Here is a 16508-nt window from a genome sequence, read left to right on the forward strand (position 1 = left end):
TCAGTGGGGGAAGGGCCAGATGCGCAGCTTCTCTTTGCCGATGCTCCATAGCCTTGCCAGCCCGTGCGGTTCGGCGATCAGGAAGAACACGATCAGCGCGCCGAACACCATGTGTTCGATGTGCGCCGCCGTGTCCACCGACAGCGGAATGCCCAGCGCGTGCGGAATGTTGGACAGCGCCACCGGCACCAGCACGATGAAGGCCGCGCCGAAGAAGCTGCCGATGATCGAACCCAGCCCGCCGATGATGACCATGAACAGCAGTTGGAACGAACGCGTCAGGTCGAACGCCAGCGGCTCCCAGGAACCCAGGTGGATGTAGCCCCACAAGGCCCCGGCCACGCCGACGATGAACGAGCTGACCGCGAAGGCGGTGAGCTTGGCGTACATGGGGCGGATGCCGATGACGGAGGCCGCCACGTCCATGTCGCGGATCGCCATCCACTGGCGGCCGATGGCGCCGCGCACCAGGTTCTTGGCCAGCAGGCTGAAGACGACGACCAGGATCAACACGAACAGGTACTTCTCCAGCGCGCTCTGCACCGGCAAACCGAAGGCGGTCAGCGGCGGCACCGAGACGTTGCCGGACGACGAGTAGTTGGTGAAGAAGGGGATGCGCAGGAACGCCCAGTCCACGAAGAACTGCGCGGCCAGCGTCGCCACCGCCAGGTACAGGCCGCGGATGCGCAGGCTGGGTATCCCGAAGATCACGCCCACGATGGTGGCGAAGAAGCCGCCCAGCAGGATCTGGATGATCAGCGGCATGCCGGGAAAGCGCACGCCGAAGTTCCAGGCCGCGTAGGCGCCCACCGCCATGAAGGCGCCGGTGCCCAGCGAGATCTGGCCGCAATAGCCAACCAGGATGTTCAGGCCCACGGCGGCCAGCGCCAGGATCAGGAACGGAATCAGGATGGCGCGCAGCAGGTAGTCGCTGGCCATGGCCGGGATGGCGACGAACGCCACCGCCAGCAGCAGCCAGATGAAGATGCGGTCCTGGCGGATCGGGAAGATCTGCTGGTCAGCGCGATAGCTGGTCTTGAATTGGCCGTTTTCGCGATAGAACATGTTTTTATCCTAGAGGGCCTGTGGGCTCAGACACGGTCGATGATCTTCTCGCCGAACAGCCCTTGCGGACGGAACAGCAGGAACACCAGCGCCAGCACATAGGCGAACCAGATTTCGATACCGCCGCCTACCAGCGACCCCAGATAGACCTCGGACAGCTTTTCGCCCACGCCGATGATCAGGCCGCCCAGGATGGCGCCCGGCACCGAAGTCAGCCCGCCCAGGATCACCACCGGCAGCGCCCGCAACGCCGCGGTGGACAGCGTGAACTGCACGCCGAACTTCGAACCCCAGATGATCCCGGCCACCAGCGCCACCAGCCCCGCCACGCTCCAGACGATCACCCAGATGCGGTTCAGCGGAATGCCGATGGACTGCGCGGCCTGGTGGTCGTCGGCCACCGCGCGCAGGGCGCGGCCGGTCGAGGTGTACTGGAAGAACAGCGCCAGCGCGGCCACCAGCAGGGCAGCGATCACCGCCGCCGTCAGGTCTTCCAGATTGATCAGCAAGCCGCCTTCGAAGACCGAATCCAGGATCATCAGCGGATCCTTGGGCATGCCCACGTTGATGGAATACACCGAACTGCCGAAGGTGATCTGGCCCAGGCCGTCCAGGAAGTAGCTGATGCCCAGCGTCGCCATCAGCAGGGTGGTGGCTTCCTGGTTGACCAGGTGGCGCAGCACGAAGCGTTCGATGGCGACCGCCAGCAGGAACATCACGATGGCGCTGACGATGAAGGCCAGCACGTTGGCCAGGATCATGTTGTCAAAGCCGAACCAGCGCGGCAGCCACTCCGAGAAGCGCGCCATGGACAGCGCGGCGACCAGCACCATCGCGCCCTGCGCGAAGTTGAAGACGCCGGATGCCTTGAAGATCAGCACGAAGCCCAGGCCGATCAGCGCATACAGCATGCCGCTCATCAGGCCGCCGAATAAGGTCTCTAGAAAAAATCCCATGTCTGTCCGCCTTAGTGCGACACGCCGAGGTAGGCGCGGATGACGTCTTCGTTTGCGCGGACCTCGTCCGGCTTGCCGTCGCCGATCTTCTTGCCGTAGTCCAGCACCACCACGCGATCCGAGATGTCCATGACCACGCCCATGTCGTGCTCGATCAGCACGATGGTGGTGCCGAACTCGTCGTTCACGTCCAGGATGAAGCGGCTCATGTCCTGCTTCTCTTCGATGTTCATGCCGGCCATCGGCTCGTCCAGCAACAGCAGGCGCGGCTCCATCGCCAGCGCGCGGCCCAGGTCCACGCGCTTTTGCAGGCCGTAGGGCAGGCGGCCGACAGGCGTCTTGCGGTAGGCCTGGATTTCCAGGAAGTCGACGATGTTCTCGACGAACTCGCGATGCTGGATCTCTTCGCGCTCGGCCGGGCCCAGGCGGAAGGCCTGCGCCAGCAACCCGCACTTCATGCGCAGGTTGCGGCCGGTCATGATGTTGTCCAGCACGCTCATTCCCTTGAACAGCGCCAGGTTCTGGAAGGTGCGGGCGATGCCCATTTCGGCGGCGCGGCGCGGATTCATGCGCGAGAAGCGCTCGCCGCGGAACTCGATGCCGCCTTGCTGCGGCGTGTAGACGCCGTTGATGACGTTGAGCATCGAGCTCTTGCCGGCGCCGTTGGGGCCGATGATGGCGCGGATCTCGTGTTCGCGCACATTGAAGGAAATGTCCGTCAGCGCCTTCACGCCGCCGAAGGACAGCGAAATGTTCTGCATGTCCAGCATGACGTCGCCGATGCGCTGGTCGCGGTCGTTGTTGCTCATGATCTCTACGCGGCCTTGGCGGTGATGGCGGGGAAGGTCTTGACCGGGCGGATCTTCAAGTCCGCCGAGATCTTGCCGGTGCGTCCGTCTTCGAATTTCACTTCGGTCTCGATGAACTGCGACTGCTTGCCGCCAAAGAGCGCGTCGATAAGCACGCCGTACTTCTGCGCGATGAAGGCGCGGCGCACCTTGCGCGTGCGGGTCAGCTCGTCGTCGTCCGGATCCAGTTCCTTGTGCAGGATGAGGAAGCGGCTGATCTGCGAGGCCGACAGCTTGGGATCGGTCGCCAGGTCGGCGTTGACCTGTTCCACGCATTCGGCGATCAACTGGTAGACCTCGTCCTTGGAGGCCAGGTCGGTGTAGCCGGCATAGGGCATGCCGCGGCGTTCGGCCCAGTTGCCCACGGCTTCCAGGTCGATATTGATGAAGGCGCACACGTCTTCGCGGTTGGCGCCGAAGGCCACCGCTTCCTTGATGTGCTGGAAGAACTTGAGCTTGTTCTCGATGTATTTGGGCGCGAACAGGCTGCCGTTGGCGAGCTTGCCCACGTCCTTGGCACGGTCGATGATCTTCAACTGGCCGTCGGTGTCCAGATAGCCTGCGTCGCCCGTGTGAAACCAGCCATCGGCGCTGCGCGCTTCGGCGGTCGCTTCGGGGTTGCGGTAGTACTCCTTGAACAGGCCTGGGCTCTTGACCAGGATCTCGCCGTTGTCGGCCACGCGGATCTCCACGCCGTCGACGGGCGGACCCACGGTGTCGTCGCGCACCTGGCCGTCGGGCTGCACGCAGACGAAGACCGAGGTTTCCGTGGAGCCATAGAGCTGCTTGAGGTTGATGCCGATGGAGCGGTAGAACACGAACAGGTCGGGGCCGATGGCCTCGCCCGCGGTGTAGGCCACGCGTACCCGGCTCATGCCCAGCGCATTGCGCAGCGGACCGTAGATCATCATGTTGCCCAGCGCGTAGCGCAGGCGGTCCCAGGCGCTGACTTGTTCGCCGTCCAGGATCCTGGTGCCCACGCGGCGCGCGAGCTTCATGCAGGCCGCGAACAGCTTGCGCTTGATCAGCCCCGCGTCTTCCATGCGGATCATCACATGCGTCAGCAGGCCTTCCAGCACGCGCGGCGGCGCGAAGTAATAGGTGGGGCCGATGTCGCGCATGTCGATCGACACGGTGTCAGGCGATTCGGGATGGTTCACCGTAAAGCCCGTGACCAGCAGCTGCGTGTACGAGAACATGTTCTGGCCGATCCAGGCAGGCGGCAGATAGGCCAGCACGTCTTCCTGGTCGGTCAGCTTTTCCATTTCGGACACGGCGCGCGCGCGGTCGATCAGCGCATGGTGCGTGAGCACCACGCCCTTGGGCTTGCCGGTGGTGCCCGACGTATAGAACATGGCGGCCGGATCATGCGGCTGCACGGCGGCGACGGCCTGGTCGAAGAAGCCGGGATGCTGCGTAGCGTATTCGCGGCCCAGTTCCTCCAGCTGTTCATACGAACGCAGCATCGGGTCGGTGTAATGGCGCAGGCCGCGCGGATCGTCGTACACCACGTGCTGCAAGGCAGGGCATTGCTCGCGGACTTCGAGCATCTTGTCGACCTGTTCCTGGTCTTCGACGATGGCCACGGTGATCTCGGCGTCCTGCAACACGTAGACCATTTCCTGGGCGACGGCGTCCTGGTAGAGCGGCACCGGTATGGCGCCCAGCGACTGCGCGGCCATCATGGCCATGTACAGGCGCGGGCGGTTTTCGCCGATGACGGCCACGTGCATGCCGGGCTTGATGCCCAGCGCGGCCAAGCCATGCGCGACGTGCCGGACATGCTCCGCCACTTCGGACCACGTAAGGGTTTGCCAGATCCCCAGATCTTTTTCGCGTATGGCGGGCCGCGACCCGCGAACGCTGGCATGCGTGAACAGCAGCGCCGGAAAGGTATCCAGCGCAGCCGGCATCCGTGCAGATGCGGGCGGTGTATGTGCCACGATGTCTCCTCCGGTTTGGGCGCATCGGGCCAGGAGTCCGCGTAAGCGGCGGTGGCGATGAAGCGCTTGACCAGTTGGTTTTAGATTTACGGCAGGAGTTAAGGTATAAGGTTGGGTTGCTACCAACTGTCACCATCGCGACATTCAAGGAACTTTTAGGGTATTCCCGATGCAGCTAGCCGACTCCCTGCAACTCGCCGCCGCCTGGTTTCGCGTGCTCAGCCGCGATCAGCAAGAACGCGTCGAGCGGGACCTGACCGTGCAGCAGGTGGTTGCCGGGTCGATCATAGAGCGCAAAGGTGAACTCGCACAGGCTTGGATAGGCGTGCTGGCGGGGCTGGTCAAGGTTTCGGTGGGTAACGCCGAAGGCAAGGTGGCTTCGCTGACCGGCGTGCCTGCCGGCGGCTGGATAGGCGAAGGCTCGCTGCTCAAGCGCGAGATCCGCAAGTACGACATCGTTGCGCTGCGGGATTCAGTGGTGGCGCGCCTGCCGGCCGCCACCTTCGACTGGCTGCTGGACAGCAGCATTCCGTTCAACCGCTATCTGCTCCACCAATTGAACGAACGCGTGGCGCAGTTCATCGGCAAGGCGGAGTACGACCGTCTGCTGGATCCGGATGCGCGCGTGGCCCGCTGCCTGGCCGAGCTCTTCAACCCTTTGCTGTATCCCGGCATGGGCATGCGCCTGACGATTACGCAGGAAGAGGTAGGCTATCTGGCCCGGGTATCGCGGCAGCGCGCCAACCAGGCGCTGCGCAAGCTGGAAGAAGCCGGCCTGCTCAATGTGGAGTATGGCGCGGTCCGGGTGCTGGACCTGGATGGCCTGAAGCAATACGGGTCGGATCGTGCGGCGGTCGAAGGAGAACCGGCCTAGTGCACAGGCCGTTCGAAAAAAAAAACTTGACGATAAATAGCGCGCTATTTAATATTGCGCAATGAAATCACGATCCAAACCCAAGGCGGCATTCAATCCGCTGCTGCTGGACAGCCAGTTGTGTTTCGCCCTGTATTCGACCTCGCTGGCGATGAACAAGGTGTACCGCAAGCTGTTGCGCGGGCTGGACCTGACCTATCCGCAGTACCTGGTGATGCTGGTGCTGTGGGAGGGCGACGAGATCACGGTGACGGATATCGGCGAGCGCCTGTTCCTGGATTCCGCGACCTTGACGCCGCTGCTCAAGCGGCTGGAAGCGGCAGGCCTGGTGACGCGCCAGCGCGCGGTCGAAGACGAGCGCCAGGTGATCGTCGGCCTGACCCGCCAGGGCCGCGAGCTGCGCGCGCAGGCCGAGGCGGTGCCGCATTCCATTGCGGATGCCGCGCAGTGTTCGCTGGAAGAGGCGCAAGGTATGATGAAAACGCTGCACGCGCTACGGCAGAAGCTGACCGCAAGTCTTTGAAGTGGCGGGCAAGGCCCGCCATCGTCAGATTCAATAAATAGTGCGCTATTTAATATTGCACTATTTAATTAGTAAGGGCGAAGACGGGATGTTCCCGCCGGGCCTGGCAGTCCAACCTCCACTTCCATAAAAGGAAACGCATCATGTCTATCGAAAAAGTGCTCTACCGCGCTCATGCGCACGTTACCGGCGGCCGTGAAGGCACGGGCGCCACGGACGACGGCAACCTGAACGTCAAACTGACGACCCCGAAGGAACTGGGCGGCGCGGGCGCGGCCGGCACCAATCCGGAACAGCTGTTCGCGGTGGGTTATTCGGCATGCTTCATGGGCGCCATGAAATTCGTCGCCGGCCGCGACAAGATCGCCATGCCGTCGAATGCGACGATTGACGGCGCTGTTGGCATCGGTCCTATTCCTACGGGGTTCGGGATCGAAGTCGAATTGAAGATTTCGTTGCCGGGGATGGAGCGGGCTGAGGCTGAGAAGTTGGTGGCTGCGGCGCATATCGTTTGCCCTTATTCGAATGCTACGCGTGGGAATATTGACGTGACGTTGACGATTGTTTGATCGTTGCTTGATGTTCTAGTGGCGGGCGGCCTTGTTCGTAGGCCGCCCGTCGTCGCGTGCGGCGTGGCGGCTCGCGCCCACGATTGCGGTCCGGAGCGTTCGCTCCGGACTTCCCCGTCCTCATCCTCGTTGCCGCCTGCGGCGGCTGCCTTCGGATTCCGTCGGGCGCATCGAGGTTGCGAGCCGCCACGCCGCACGCGACGCCGGGCTACGTGCGTCTTGGCTCGCTGCGCCGCTAGAGCTGTGGTCAGTGGCGAGTCTTGTGCTGCCCGTTATTTCCGGCCGCGCGGGCGGCCGGAAATAACATACGTGGTTTTTGAAATCTCGATCGTGCTCGCTGTCGCGCATGTGGACAGTTGTTTTCTGATGGCATCGCCGTCCAGGGGGTGGGGCGGTGATGGGCGGCGCGCGTTGGGCAATGGCTTGCGCACGCAGAGCGTCTCGCGCGCGCCGCCCATCCGGCGCCGGAGTTGAATTGCAGATGTTAGGCAGAGCTGAGCTGAATCGACGTTATGCCGCAGCCACTGCGCGCAGCGCCATCACGTGACGCAAGACACCGCGTAAGCCCCAAGAGGCCGCCCGGGCGGGCGGCCTGGGGCGGGCCCCGCAAGACACGCCACCACACCCCGATGCGGAAAAAAACGCCAAGCACACAGACCGCCCCAGCGTCCGTAAAGATTCAAGCAGCACAGCCTGCCGCGTCGGGGACTCGCGTAGGGCGGGGCGTCGATAAGCCCGAGGGAATCCGAAGGCAGTCGCCGGAGGCGACAACGAGGATGACGAAGGGGAAGTCCGGAGCGAACGCTCCGGACCGCAATCGTTGCCCCGCCCTACGCGAGTCCCCGACGTGGCAGGCGTCTCAAGAACTCAACACTGAAGCCCTCAATGCGATCCACCCAAATAAGCCGCAACAACAGCCGGATCATGCTTCAACTTATCCGCGCTCCCATGCACAGAAATCCGCCCGTTCTCCAACACATACCCATAATCGGCCACATTCAACGCCGCAGCTGCAAACTGCTCCACCAACAGCATCGTCACGCCTTCATCCTTGAGCCGCGCGATGATCCGGAACACTTCTTCCACCAGGATCGGCGCCAGCCCCATTGAAGGCTCGTCCAGCAGCACCAGTTCCGGATTCAGCATTACCGCGCGCGCCATGGCCAGCATCTGCTGTTCGCCGCCAGACAAAGTGCCGGCCAGTTGATCGCGCCGTTCCTTCAAGCGCGGAAACAGGTCCATGGCGCGGCCCAGGTCGGACTGCACGTCGCCCTTGGGACGGCTGCCCGTCAGGCGCGGGAACGCGCCCAGCAGCAGGTTGTCGGTGACCGACAGCGTCGGGAACACGCGCCGGCCTTCGGGCGAGTGCGCCAGGCCCAGCCGCGCGATGCGGTGGGACTCCAGGCCGTCGATGCGCTTGCCGCTCAGCGTGACCTCGCCCGCGGTGGGGCGGATCATGCCGGACAGCGCCCGCATCGTGGTGGTCTTGCCGGCGCCGTTGGAGCCGATCAGCGTCACCACCTTGGCCTTCGGCACCTCCATGCTGATGCCGTGCAGCACCTTCACCTTGCCGTAGCCCGCTTCCAGATTCTTGATCGATAGCATCTTGTTGTCCCCTTGGCGTCAGGCGGGCGCGCCGCCCAGATACGCCTCGATGACCTTGGCGTTGCTTTGCACTTCGTTGGGCAGGCCCTCGGCGATCTTTTGGCCGAAGTCCAGCACCGACACGGTGTCGCAGACCCCCATCACCACGTCCATGTGGTGTTCGATGAGGATCAGCGTGATGCCGTGGTCGCGCACCTTGCGGATGATGGCCAGCAGCTCGACGATGTCGGGCGCGGTCAGGCCGGCCGCGGGTTCGTCCAGCAGCAGCAGTTGCGGGTCCAGCGCCAGGGCGCGGGCGATTTCCAGCAGGCGCTGCTTGCCGTAGGGCAGGTTGCGGGCTTCCTCGCTGGCCAGGGATTCCAGGCCCACGAATTCCAGCAGCGCCATGGCGCGGGCGCGGGCGCCCTGTTCCTCGCCCTTCCATTTGGACGTGCGCAGCGCGATGCCGGCCAGGCCCGTGGTGAAGGTGTGGTGCAGGCCGACCAGCACGTTCTCCAGCGCCGTCATTTCGCCGAACAGCTGCACGTTCTGGAAGGTGCGCGCGATGCCGGTTTCCGCGATGTCGGCCGGGGTCATGCCGACCAGCGACTTGCCCGAGAACTCCACCGCGCCGGCGGTCGGCACGTAGATGCCCGTGAGCACGTTCATCATGGTGCTCTTGCCGGAGCCGTTGGGGCCGATCAGGCCATGGATGGTGCCGCGTTTGACGGTCAGGTCGACCTGGTTCAGCGCCTTCAGGCCACCGAACTGCATCAGCACGCCCTTGGCCGCCAGCAGCGTGTCGCCCTTGCCCTTGGCCGCATCGGGCACCGCTTCCTGCGCCTTCACCAGATCCGACTTGACCGACAGTGCGGCGCGGCGGTTGGAGAAGAACAGGTTGCGCACGAAGCCCACGATGCCGTCGGGCAGGTAGTACACGACGAACAGGATCATGGCGCCGAAGATCGTCAGGCGCCAGTCGGTCACCACTTCCAGCCAGTACGAGAACACCGCCAGCAGGATGGTGCCTACGACCGGCACGACGACGCGGCGCGGTTCGGTGCGACCCTTGGAGATAGCGATCACGCTGCCGACAGTGACCAGGATGGCCACGCCCAGCGCGATCAGGCGGAAGGTCGAGATGTCGTCCAGCATCTTGGGCAGCAGCACGATGATGGAAGCGCCCAGCAGCGCGCCCGTGCGGCTCTTGCGGCCGCCCATGATGATGGCCAGCAGGAACAGGATGGTCAGTTCGAAGTTATAGGTATTGGGCGAGATGTACTGTTCCGAATACGAGTACAGCGCGCCGGCCAGGCCGGCGAAGCCGGCGCTGATGACGAAGGCGAACACCTTGTGGCGGTAGACCGACACGCCCATGCAGTCGGACGCGATCGGACTGTCGCGCAGGGCCTCGAACGAGCGGCCCAGGTGCGACTTGAGGATGCGGTGCACCACGATCAGCGACAGCACCAGCAGCGCCGCGACCAGCCAGAAGTATTCGCTCTTGGTCAGCACGTGGCCCGCGATGGCGGGCTTGGAGATCTTGATGCCCAAGGGCCCTTCGGTCATGAAGGTCATCTCGTTGATCAGGATCTGGATGATGGTGCCGAAGGCCAGCGTCACCATGGCCAGGTACGGCCCCGTGACCCGCAGCGCCGGCAGCGCCAGCACCGCGCCGAAGGCCGCCGCGATCAGGATGGCGGCGGGCAGGATGATCCAGATCGGCATCTGCAGGTGGAAGAACAGCACGCCGGCCACATACGAGCCGATGCCGAACAGGCCGGCGTGGCCCAGCGAGACCTGGCCGGTATAGCCCACCACGATATCGAGCCCGAACAGCAGGATCGAGTAGATCATGATGGTTTCGATCAGGTGCAGGTAGTAGGTGTTGGTCACGCCCAGCGGCACGGCGGCCAGGCAGGCCACCGCCACGATGGATAGCAGGAGGTGCAAGGGTTTCATCGCTTACACCTTCTTGATCGCGGTCTTGCCGAACAGGCCGGCGGGCTTGAAGGTCAGTACGAGCAGCAGCAACACCAATCCCGGCACGTCTTTGTACCCCGTCGAAAGATAGAAACCGGTGGTCGTTTCGGCGATCCCCAGGATCAGCCCGCCCACCACCACGCCCATGCCGCTGGACAGGCCGCCGATGATGGCGACGGCGAAGGCTTTGAGGCCCAGCACCGCGCCCATGGTGGCGCCGGTCAGGGTCAGGGGCGCGACCAGCACGCCGGCGAACGCTGCTGTCAGCGAAGACAGCGCGTAGGAAAACGTGATCACCATGCCCGTGTTGATGCCCATCAGGCCGGCGGCGTCGCGGTCGTTGGAGGTAGCGACGAAGGCCTTGCCGTAGATGGACTTGCGGTTGAAGATTTCCACCAGCAGCATCATGGCCAGGGCGCCGAACACCACCAGCAATTCCATGGGCAGCACATTGGCGCCCAGTACCTGGATCGGCGCTTCCGGCAGCGGCGAGGGGAAGCGCAGGTCGTCGCGGCCCCAGATGTTCTCGGCCACGTTCTTGAAGATGATGCCCAGCGCGATGGTGGCCATGATCCAGCCGAACTCCGAGCGGGTCTTGATGGCGGGCCTGACGCCCACGCGCTCGACCAGCGCGCCTTGCGCGAATCCGAAGATGCAGACGATGGGTATCATCACCCAGTAGTTCACGCCCAGGCCGACCAGCGTCAGGCCGACCAGTGCGCCCAGCATCAGGGCTTCGCCCTGGCCGAAGTTCAGGGTGCCCGACGTAGCGAACGTGAGCTGGTATCCGAACGCGATGACGGCATAGATCATGCCCAGCGCGATACCGCTATAGATGAGCTGTAGAAGAATCATGGTGTGTGTCGTGTAGCGCTGTGGTTCCGTCCCAACCCCCTTGGGCAGAACGCGGTTTTCAGGCGGCGGCAGACCCGCGCCCTGGCAGGCAGGGCGCGGATGGCGGCGGCCGGGCAGCCGCCGCCGGATGTGCTGCGGGACCTTAGTTGGCCTTGATCACGCGGCCGCCCTTGACTTCGCCGATGACCACTTCCTTGACGGTGATGGCGTCGTGGTTGTCTGCGCTGAAGGGCTTGTTGTAGGTCATCACCACGCCCTCGACGGGCGTCTGCAGGTTTTCGAGGGCCTCGCGGACCTTCGGGCCGTCGGTGGAGTTGGCCTGCTTGAAGGCCGCGGCCAGCAGATAGATGGAGTCATAGCCCTGGGCGGCCGACACCGGCGAGTCGATGCGGTTGTTCTTGGGCTTGAACTTGGCCAGGTAGGCGTCGATGAAGGCCTTGCGCTTGGGCGTGTCCGGGTCCTGGATGAAGGTCTGCGGCATGCGCGCGCCTTCGCCGTTGGTACCGGAGTTGTCGATATAGTTGGCCATGGACAGGGTCCAGCTGCCGATGATCGGCACCTTCCAGCCCAGCTTGGTCATGCCGTTGGCGACCTGCGCCAGTTCGGGGCCGATGCCGTAGGTCAGCACGGCTTCGGCGCCGGCGGCCTTGGCCTTCAGCAGCTGGGCCGTCATGTCGACGTCCTTGATGTTGAATTTTTCGACGGCCACGGGCTTGATGCCCTTGGCGTCCAGGGCCTTCTCCAGATCCTCGCGGCCGAGCTGGCCATAGTTGGTGGAGTCCGCCAGGATCGCGACTTTCTTGAAGCCGCGGCGGGTGACCGCTTCTTCCACGATCATCGGGGCCTGGATGCTGTCGTGCGCCGCGTTGCGGAACACGTAATTGTTCGGGTATTCCGGCGCCTTGAACTGGTGCGTGATGACGCTGCCCGTGGCCACGTTGTTGAACACGGGGATCTTGGCGTCCTGGTAGAAGCGCTGGGAGGCCAGCGCCACGCCGGTATTGATGTAGCCGACGGTGGCCGCCACCTGCTCCTTGTTTATCAGCTCTTGCGCGATCTGCACGCCGCGCTCGTTCTTGGCCTCGTCGTCGCGTTCCACGGCGATCAGCTGGCGTCCCATGACGCCGCCGTTCTTGTTGATTTCTTCAATGGCCAGGCGCACGCCGTCGCGCATGCTGACGCCCATGGAGGACGAACCACCGGTGTAGGGGCCGGCTACGCCGATCTTGATGGGGTCGGCGGCGTGGGCCGCGGCCGTTGCGGCAAATGCAAGGGTTCCTGCGAGCAGCTTCAAACGAAAATCCATTGATGTCTCCGTTGTAATTGGTAGAACTGCGTGGAAAACCGTGTGCCGGCGCCAGGCGGCGGAAATCAATTGCTGCGGCGCTCTCCTGTGTGGCGTGTCGTGACTGTCTGCCTAATCACTTACGCGAAACTGACCCGACGGGGTTTTTCCGCGTAAATACCTAGTACGGACGCACGAGGATTCCTGTCATGCGCTGCGGCGTTGCCTGGGTGTGAAAGGGGGAAGTAGGCTGCGTGCCGTGGCGGGCATGGGCGGGACATTGCATTGGCCGCATCCTAGCCAGCGCGGCGGCGGGCTGCGCGGAATTTCATTCCGCCCCTGCCTGGAAATTTATTCCTGACGGGCTGGCAGGCCGCGTGGCCATTGGGAGACCTGTTTGCACACGCCTTCCAGCCATAGGGAAAACGCTTGGACCGCCTTGCCTGGCGGCCGCGCGGTTTCGGTGCACAGGTAATACTGGGCCTCGCCGGGGATTTCGATGTCCAGGACGCGCACCAGCTTGCCTTCGTCCAGCCATTCCGCGGCCAGCGCGCGCCGCGTGAGCGCGAGGCCCTGGCCGGCGCGCGCCGCTGCCAGCATGATGCCCAGGTCCACCAGCCACACGCCGCGCGCGGGTTCGGGCCAGTCCAGTCCGGCGGCAGCGAGCCATGGCCGCCAAGGCTCCATGGGACAGCGCAGCAGTTGCGCCCGCGCCAGGTCCGCGGGTCGCTCGAAGGGACCATGCTGGTCGCGGTAGCCGGGCGCGCAGACCGCGAAAACCGGATCCGCCGTCAGCTGGCGCGCGTTCAGGCCGGGGTACTTGCCGCTGCCGAAGCGCACCCAGACGTCGGCATTGGGCGGCATGATGTCCAGGTAGGGGATGGACAGCATGATTTCCAGTTCCACCTCGGGATGGGCCGCGGTGAAGCCGGGCAGGGCGGGGATCAGCACCTGGCGGGCGAAGGTGGGAGTGGAGACGACCCGCAAGGGTTCGAGCTTCGGTTCGCCGCGCTTATGCAGCGACGCGTCCGACAGCAGATCCAGCGCGGTGCGCACCTGGTCCAGGTACTCGCGCCCGGCAGAGCTCAGCGTCGCGCCGCGGCTGCTGCGGATGAAGAGGGTGACATCCAGCATGGCCTCCAGCGCGGCAATGCGCTTGCCGATGGCGCTGGCGGTGACGAAGAGTTCCTCGCTGGCGCGCTCGAAGGAGCCCAGGCGGGCGGCCGCTTCGAAGGCCTGAATGGCTGCCAGGGGCGGCAGGCGCACATCTTTGGAGGGGGAGGGACCGCGCATGATCGTCTGGCGGGCCGGTGTTGCGCCCGACGAAAGAATGGCAACCGGCAGATTATAAGGACGGCGGCGTCAGTCCCTCGCCGTAGCGCCTGAGCACCTGGGAGATTTCCACGCGGTAGCCGTCGAGCCAACGCGATTGCGCGGCCTTGGCCTGCTGGTGCGCCGGGTGCCGGATCAATTGCTCCAGCGCCTCCAGCGATTCCCAGTAGTAGACGTTGGAGATCAGGCCGCGCGCGGCATCTTCCCAGCTCTCTTCGCCCAGGTAGCCCGGAATGGCTCGGGCGGCGGCGGCGATGGCCTGGTCCAGGCGATGGAAATCATCGTCGAATTGCTTCTTGGCGAAGATGAAGGTGGAGCTGTACATGGTGGGACTCCGGGCGTGGCTGGGGTCGCAAGCAAACCGGCCGCCGGGAAGTCCGGGCGGCCGTTCGGGGAAACTGTGGGAGGCGTGGCTTAAACGCCTTCGGAAGTCCTTATACGCCCTTGAGCGCCAGACTGACCGCCAACGCGGCCATGACCACCGCGATAAGGCCGTCCAGCACGCGCCAGGCTGAGGCGCTGGCGAAGAACGGGGCGAACAGGCGCGAGCCGATGCCGAGCACGGCGAGCCACAGCAGGCTGGCGGTGAAGGCGCCGGCGGCGAAGGCCATGCGCGCATCCTCGAAGCCGTGCGCCAGCGAGCCGACCACCACCATGTCCAGCCAGAAGTGCGGATTCAGCAGCGAAAAGCCCAACGCGCCCAGGATGGCGGCGCGGCGCGACGGCACCACGTCGCGGGCGGCAGCCAGTCCGCCCGTGGCGGTCCAGGCGCGGCGCGCCGACTGCAGCGCGTACCAGGAAAGGAAGGCCACGCCGAACCAGAGCACGGCGGTCGTCAGCCAGGGGAACCAGGAGGTCAGGGCTTGCAGGCCGGAGACGCTGGCGAAGATGAAGATGGCGTCGATCAGCGCGCAGATGGCGACCACGCTCAAGAGGTGCGCGCGCATCAGGCCCTGGCGCAGGATGAACGCGCTTTGCGCGCCCACGACCGCGAACAGGCCCAGCCCGGTGGCCGTGCCGCTGGCCCAGGCAGTGAAGAAGAGGGGGGATGACAACGTGGCGAACATGACCTGCACCTGTGCTGCTACGCCTGTGGCGGCGTTTGGATGACAACGCCGGGCGCTCGCGGCGCTCCGGTAACAAGGCCATTTTCGCTTGCAGTAGATATGAAATAAAGCTAATTTTCCTTCACTATATTAAGCAAAACTAATCTTATGAAAATCGATCACGGCAACCTGCGCGCCCTGGCAGCGGTAGTGCGGGAAGGCAGCTTCGAGCGGGCGGCGCTGTCGCTGAGCGTCACGCCGTCGGCAGTGTCGCAACGGATCAAGGCGCTGGAGGACCGCATGGGCCGGCTGCTGGTCCAGCGCACTGTGCCGGCGGTGGCCACGGCGGACGGCCAGGTGCTGGTGCGGCTGGCCGAGCAGACGGCGCTGCTGGAGCACGACGCGCTCGACCGCCTGGGCGTGGCGGACGACGATGTGCCCTATGCCAGCATTCCGGTCGCGGTCAATCACGACAGCCTGGAGACCTGGTTCGTCGACGCGGCCGTGCAGTTCGCGGCGCGCACCCGGGCCACGCTGGACATGCAGTCCGAAGACCAGGACCACACCGCAACGCTGCTGCGCAATGGTTCGGTGCTGGGCGCCGTGACCGCCCTGGCCGAGCCGGTCCAGGGCTGCCGCATCCATGCGCTGGGCAGCATGCGCTATGTCGCGACCTGCACGCCCGAATTCCACAAGCGCTACTTCTCGCAGGGCGTCAACGCCCAGACGCTGGCGCAGGCGCCGGTGCTGGTGTTCAACCGCAAGGACGCGCTGCAGGCTCGCTTCGCGCACAAGATCGCGGATCCCGCGCCTTGGCAGCCCCCGGTCTGGTGGGTGCCTTCCACGCGCGCGTTCGTGCAGGCCACGCTGGGCGGCCTGGGCTGGACCATGAATCCGCTGCCGCTGGTGCAGGAACACCTTGATGCAGGTCAGCTGATGCTGCTTCGGGGCCGCGCCTGGGAGGACGTGCCGCTGTATTGGCAGCATTGGCGGGTAAACTCCGAAGCGATGGAAGCCCTGACGGATTCGGTCCTGTCAGCTGCCCGCAGCCTGGTCAGGCGGCGTTAACCCCCTAGGAGAACAACCCATGAACATCCGCAAGTTCGCTGTCATCGCCGCCCTGGGCCTGTGCACGGCCGGCTCGGCTTGGGCTAAGGACTACAAGGTTGGCCAGATCGAGGTCGACGACCTCTGGGTGCGCGCCTCCGCGCCCGGCCAGTCCAATGGCGCGGGGTATATGGACATCGACAACGATGCCAAGGCTGCTGACCGCCTGCTGTCGGTGTCGTCCGACGCGGCGGAGCGCGTCGAGTTGCACACGGTCCAGACCGAGAACGGCGTCTCGAAGATGCGCCAGGTGGAAGGCGGCATCGCGCTGCCGGCCGACACAGAGGTCAAGCTCAGCCCGGGCGGCTACCACGTCATGTTCATCAAGCTGAAGGCCCCGTTCGCCGAAGGCGGCACGGTCCCGGCCACGCTGAAGTTCGAAAAAGCCGGCGAAGTCGCCGTCCAATTCAAGGTCAAGCCGGCCTCGCACAACCCCGGCATGGACCACGGCAGCATGAACCACGGCAGCATGAACCACGGCACGATGAAGCACTAAGCGCCAGGCGCTGCCCGCGCCTGAAAAACTAAGCCGGCCCAT

The 16508-nt window shown here is 64.7% G+C and carries 16 protein-coding genes; 5 read left to right on the forward strand and 11 right to left on the reverse strand.

The genetic code is table 11. The annotated features are described in order from the left end of the window. The 4 genes from AC3WOB_RS01235 to AC3WOB_RS01250 are packed head-to-tail and all read right to left on the reverse strand — an operon-like array spanning position 1 to position 4812. Complete coding sequence (locus tag AC3WOB_RS01235; RefSeq protein ID WP_013396774.1) at positions 1-1065, reverse strand: branched-chain amino acid ABC transporter permease; 1065 nt, start codon at positions 1063-1065, stop codon at positions 1-3. Positions 1066-1091: 26 nt separating this feature from the next. Beyond that, the gene (locus AC3WOB_RS01240) at positions 1092-2021 is read right to left on the reverse strand and encodes a branched-chain amino acid ABC transporter permease (RefSeq protein ID WP_013396773.1); all 930 of its coding nucleotides are present in this window, start codon (positions 2019-2021) and stop codon (positions 1092-1094) included. 11 nt (positions 2022-2032) lie between these two features. Beyond that, positions 2033-2830: an ABC transporter ATP-binding protein gene (locus tag AC3WOB_RS01245; RefSeq protein WP_013396772.1), complete on the reverse strand. Its 798-nt coding sequence runs from the start codon at positions 2828-2830 to the stop codon at positions 2033-2035. A gap of 5 nt (positions 2831-2835) precedes the next feature. Beyond that, positions 2836-4812, reverse strand: coding sequence for an AMP-dependent synthetase/ligase (locus AC3WOB_RS01250; protein WP_492273945.1), 1977 nt, complete (start codon positions 4810-4812; stop codon positions 2836-2838). A gap of 169 nt (positions 4813-4981) precedes the next feature. Between AC3WOB_RS01250 and AC3WOB_RS01255 the strand changes: the two genes are divergently transcribed. The 3 genes from AC3WOB_RS01255 (at position 4982) to AC3WOB_RS01265 (ending at position 6778) form a co-directional block, all read left to right on the forward strand. Continuing rightward, positions 4982-5686 (forward strand): Crp/Fnr family transcriptional regulator, encoded by a 705-nt coding sequence (locus AC3WOB_RS01255; RefSeq protein WP_492273946.1) that lies wholly within the window; start codon positions 4982-4984, stop codon positions 5684-5686. A 61-nt stretch (positions 5687-5747) separates the two neighbouring features. Further along, positions 5748-6209, forward strand: coding sequence for a MarR family winged helix-turn-helix transcriptional regulator (locus tag AC3WOB_RS01260; protein WP_013396769.1), 462 nt, complete (start codon positions 5748-5750; stop codon positions 6207-6209). A 143-nt stretch (positions 6210-6352) separates the two neighbouring features. Next, positions 6353-6778 carry an organic hydroperoxide resistance protein gene (locus AC3WOB_RS01265; RefSeq protein ID WP_013396768.1) on the forward strand — a complete coding sequence of 142 codons (426 nt, stop codon included), beginning with the start codon at positions 6353-6355 and terminating at the stop codon, positions 6776-6778. An 882-nt stretch (positions 6779-7660) separates the two neighbouring features. Here the strand turns inward: AC3WOB_RS01265 and AC3WOB_RS01270 are convergent. From AC3WOB_RS01270 to AC3WOB_RS01300, 7 genes are all read right to left on the reverse strand, one after another. After that, positions 7661-8383 carry an ABC transporter ATP-binding protein gene (locus AC3WOB_RS01270; protein ID WP_013396767.1) on the reverse strand — a complete coding sequence of 241 codons (723 nt, stop codon included), beginning with the start codon at positions 8381-8383 and terminating at the stop codon, positions 7661-7663. An 18-nt stretch (positions 8384-8401) separates the two neighbouring features. Next, a complete protein-coding gene (locus AC3WOB_RS01275) occupies positions 8402-10324 on the reverse strand; it encodes a branched-chain amino acid ABC transporter ATP-binding protein/permease (RefSeq protein ID WP_492273947.1) in 1923 nt (640 codons plus the stop codon). 3 nt (positions 10325-10327) lie between these two features. Further along, complete coding sequence (locus AC3WOB_RS01280) at positions 10328-11200, reverse strand: branched-chain amino acid ABC transporter permease (RefSeq protein WP_013396765.1); 873 nt, start codon at positions 11198-11200, stop codon at positions 10328-10330. Positions 11201-11342: 142 nt separating this feature from the next. Then, a complete protein-coding gene (locus AC3WOB_RS01285; protein WP_424240310.1) occupies positions 11343-12506 on the reverse strand; it encodes an ABC transporter substrate-binding protein in 1164 nt (387 codons plus the stop codon). Positions 12507-12836: 330 nt separating this feature from the next. Then, positions 12837-13778, reverse strand: coding sequence for a LysR substrate-binding domain-containing protein (locus tag AC3WOB_RS01290; protein WP_013396763.1), 942 nt, complete (start codon positions 13776-13778; stop codon positions 12837-12839). 52 nt (positions 13779-13830) lie between these two features. Next, entirely contained in the window at positions 13831-14142 is a 312-nt protein-coding gene (locus AC3WOB_RS01295) for an antibiotic biosynthesis monooxygenase family protein (RefSeq protein ID WP_492273948.1), read from the reverse strand. A 109-nt stretch (positions 14143-14251) separates the two neighbouring features. Further along, a complete protein-coding gene (locus tag AC3WOB_RS01300; RefSeq protein ID WP_013396761.1) occupies positions 14252-14884 on the reverse strand; it encodes a LysE/ArgO family amino acid transporter in 633 nt (210 codons plus the stop codon). Positions 14885-15031: 147 nt separating this feature from the next. Here AC3WOB_RS01300 and AC3WOB_RS01305 point away from each other — a divergent pair, with 147 nt between their 5' ends. Then, complete coding sequence (locus AC3WOB_RS01305; protein WP_013396760.1) at positions 15032-15931, forward strand: LysR family transcriptional regulator ArgP; 900 nt, start codon at positions 15032-15034, stop codon at positions 15929-15931. 19 nt (positions 15932-15950) lie between these two features. Then, the gene (locus tag AC3WOB_RS01310) at positions 15951-16466 is read left to right on the forward strand and encodes a copper chaperone PCu(A)C (protein WP_492273949.1); all 516 of its coding nucleotides are present in this window, start codon (positions 15951-15953) and stop codon (positions 16464-16466) included. The last annotated feature ends 42 nt before the right edge of the window (positions 16467-16508 follow it).

This window comes from Achromobacter sp. FW305-C-30-7 (assembly GCF_058783105.1).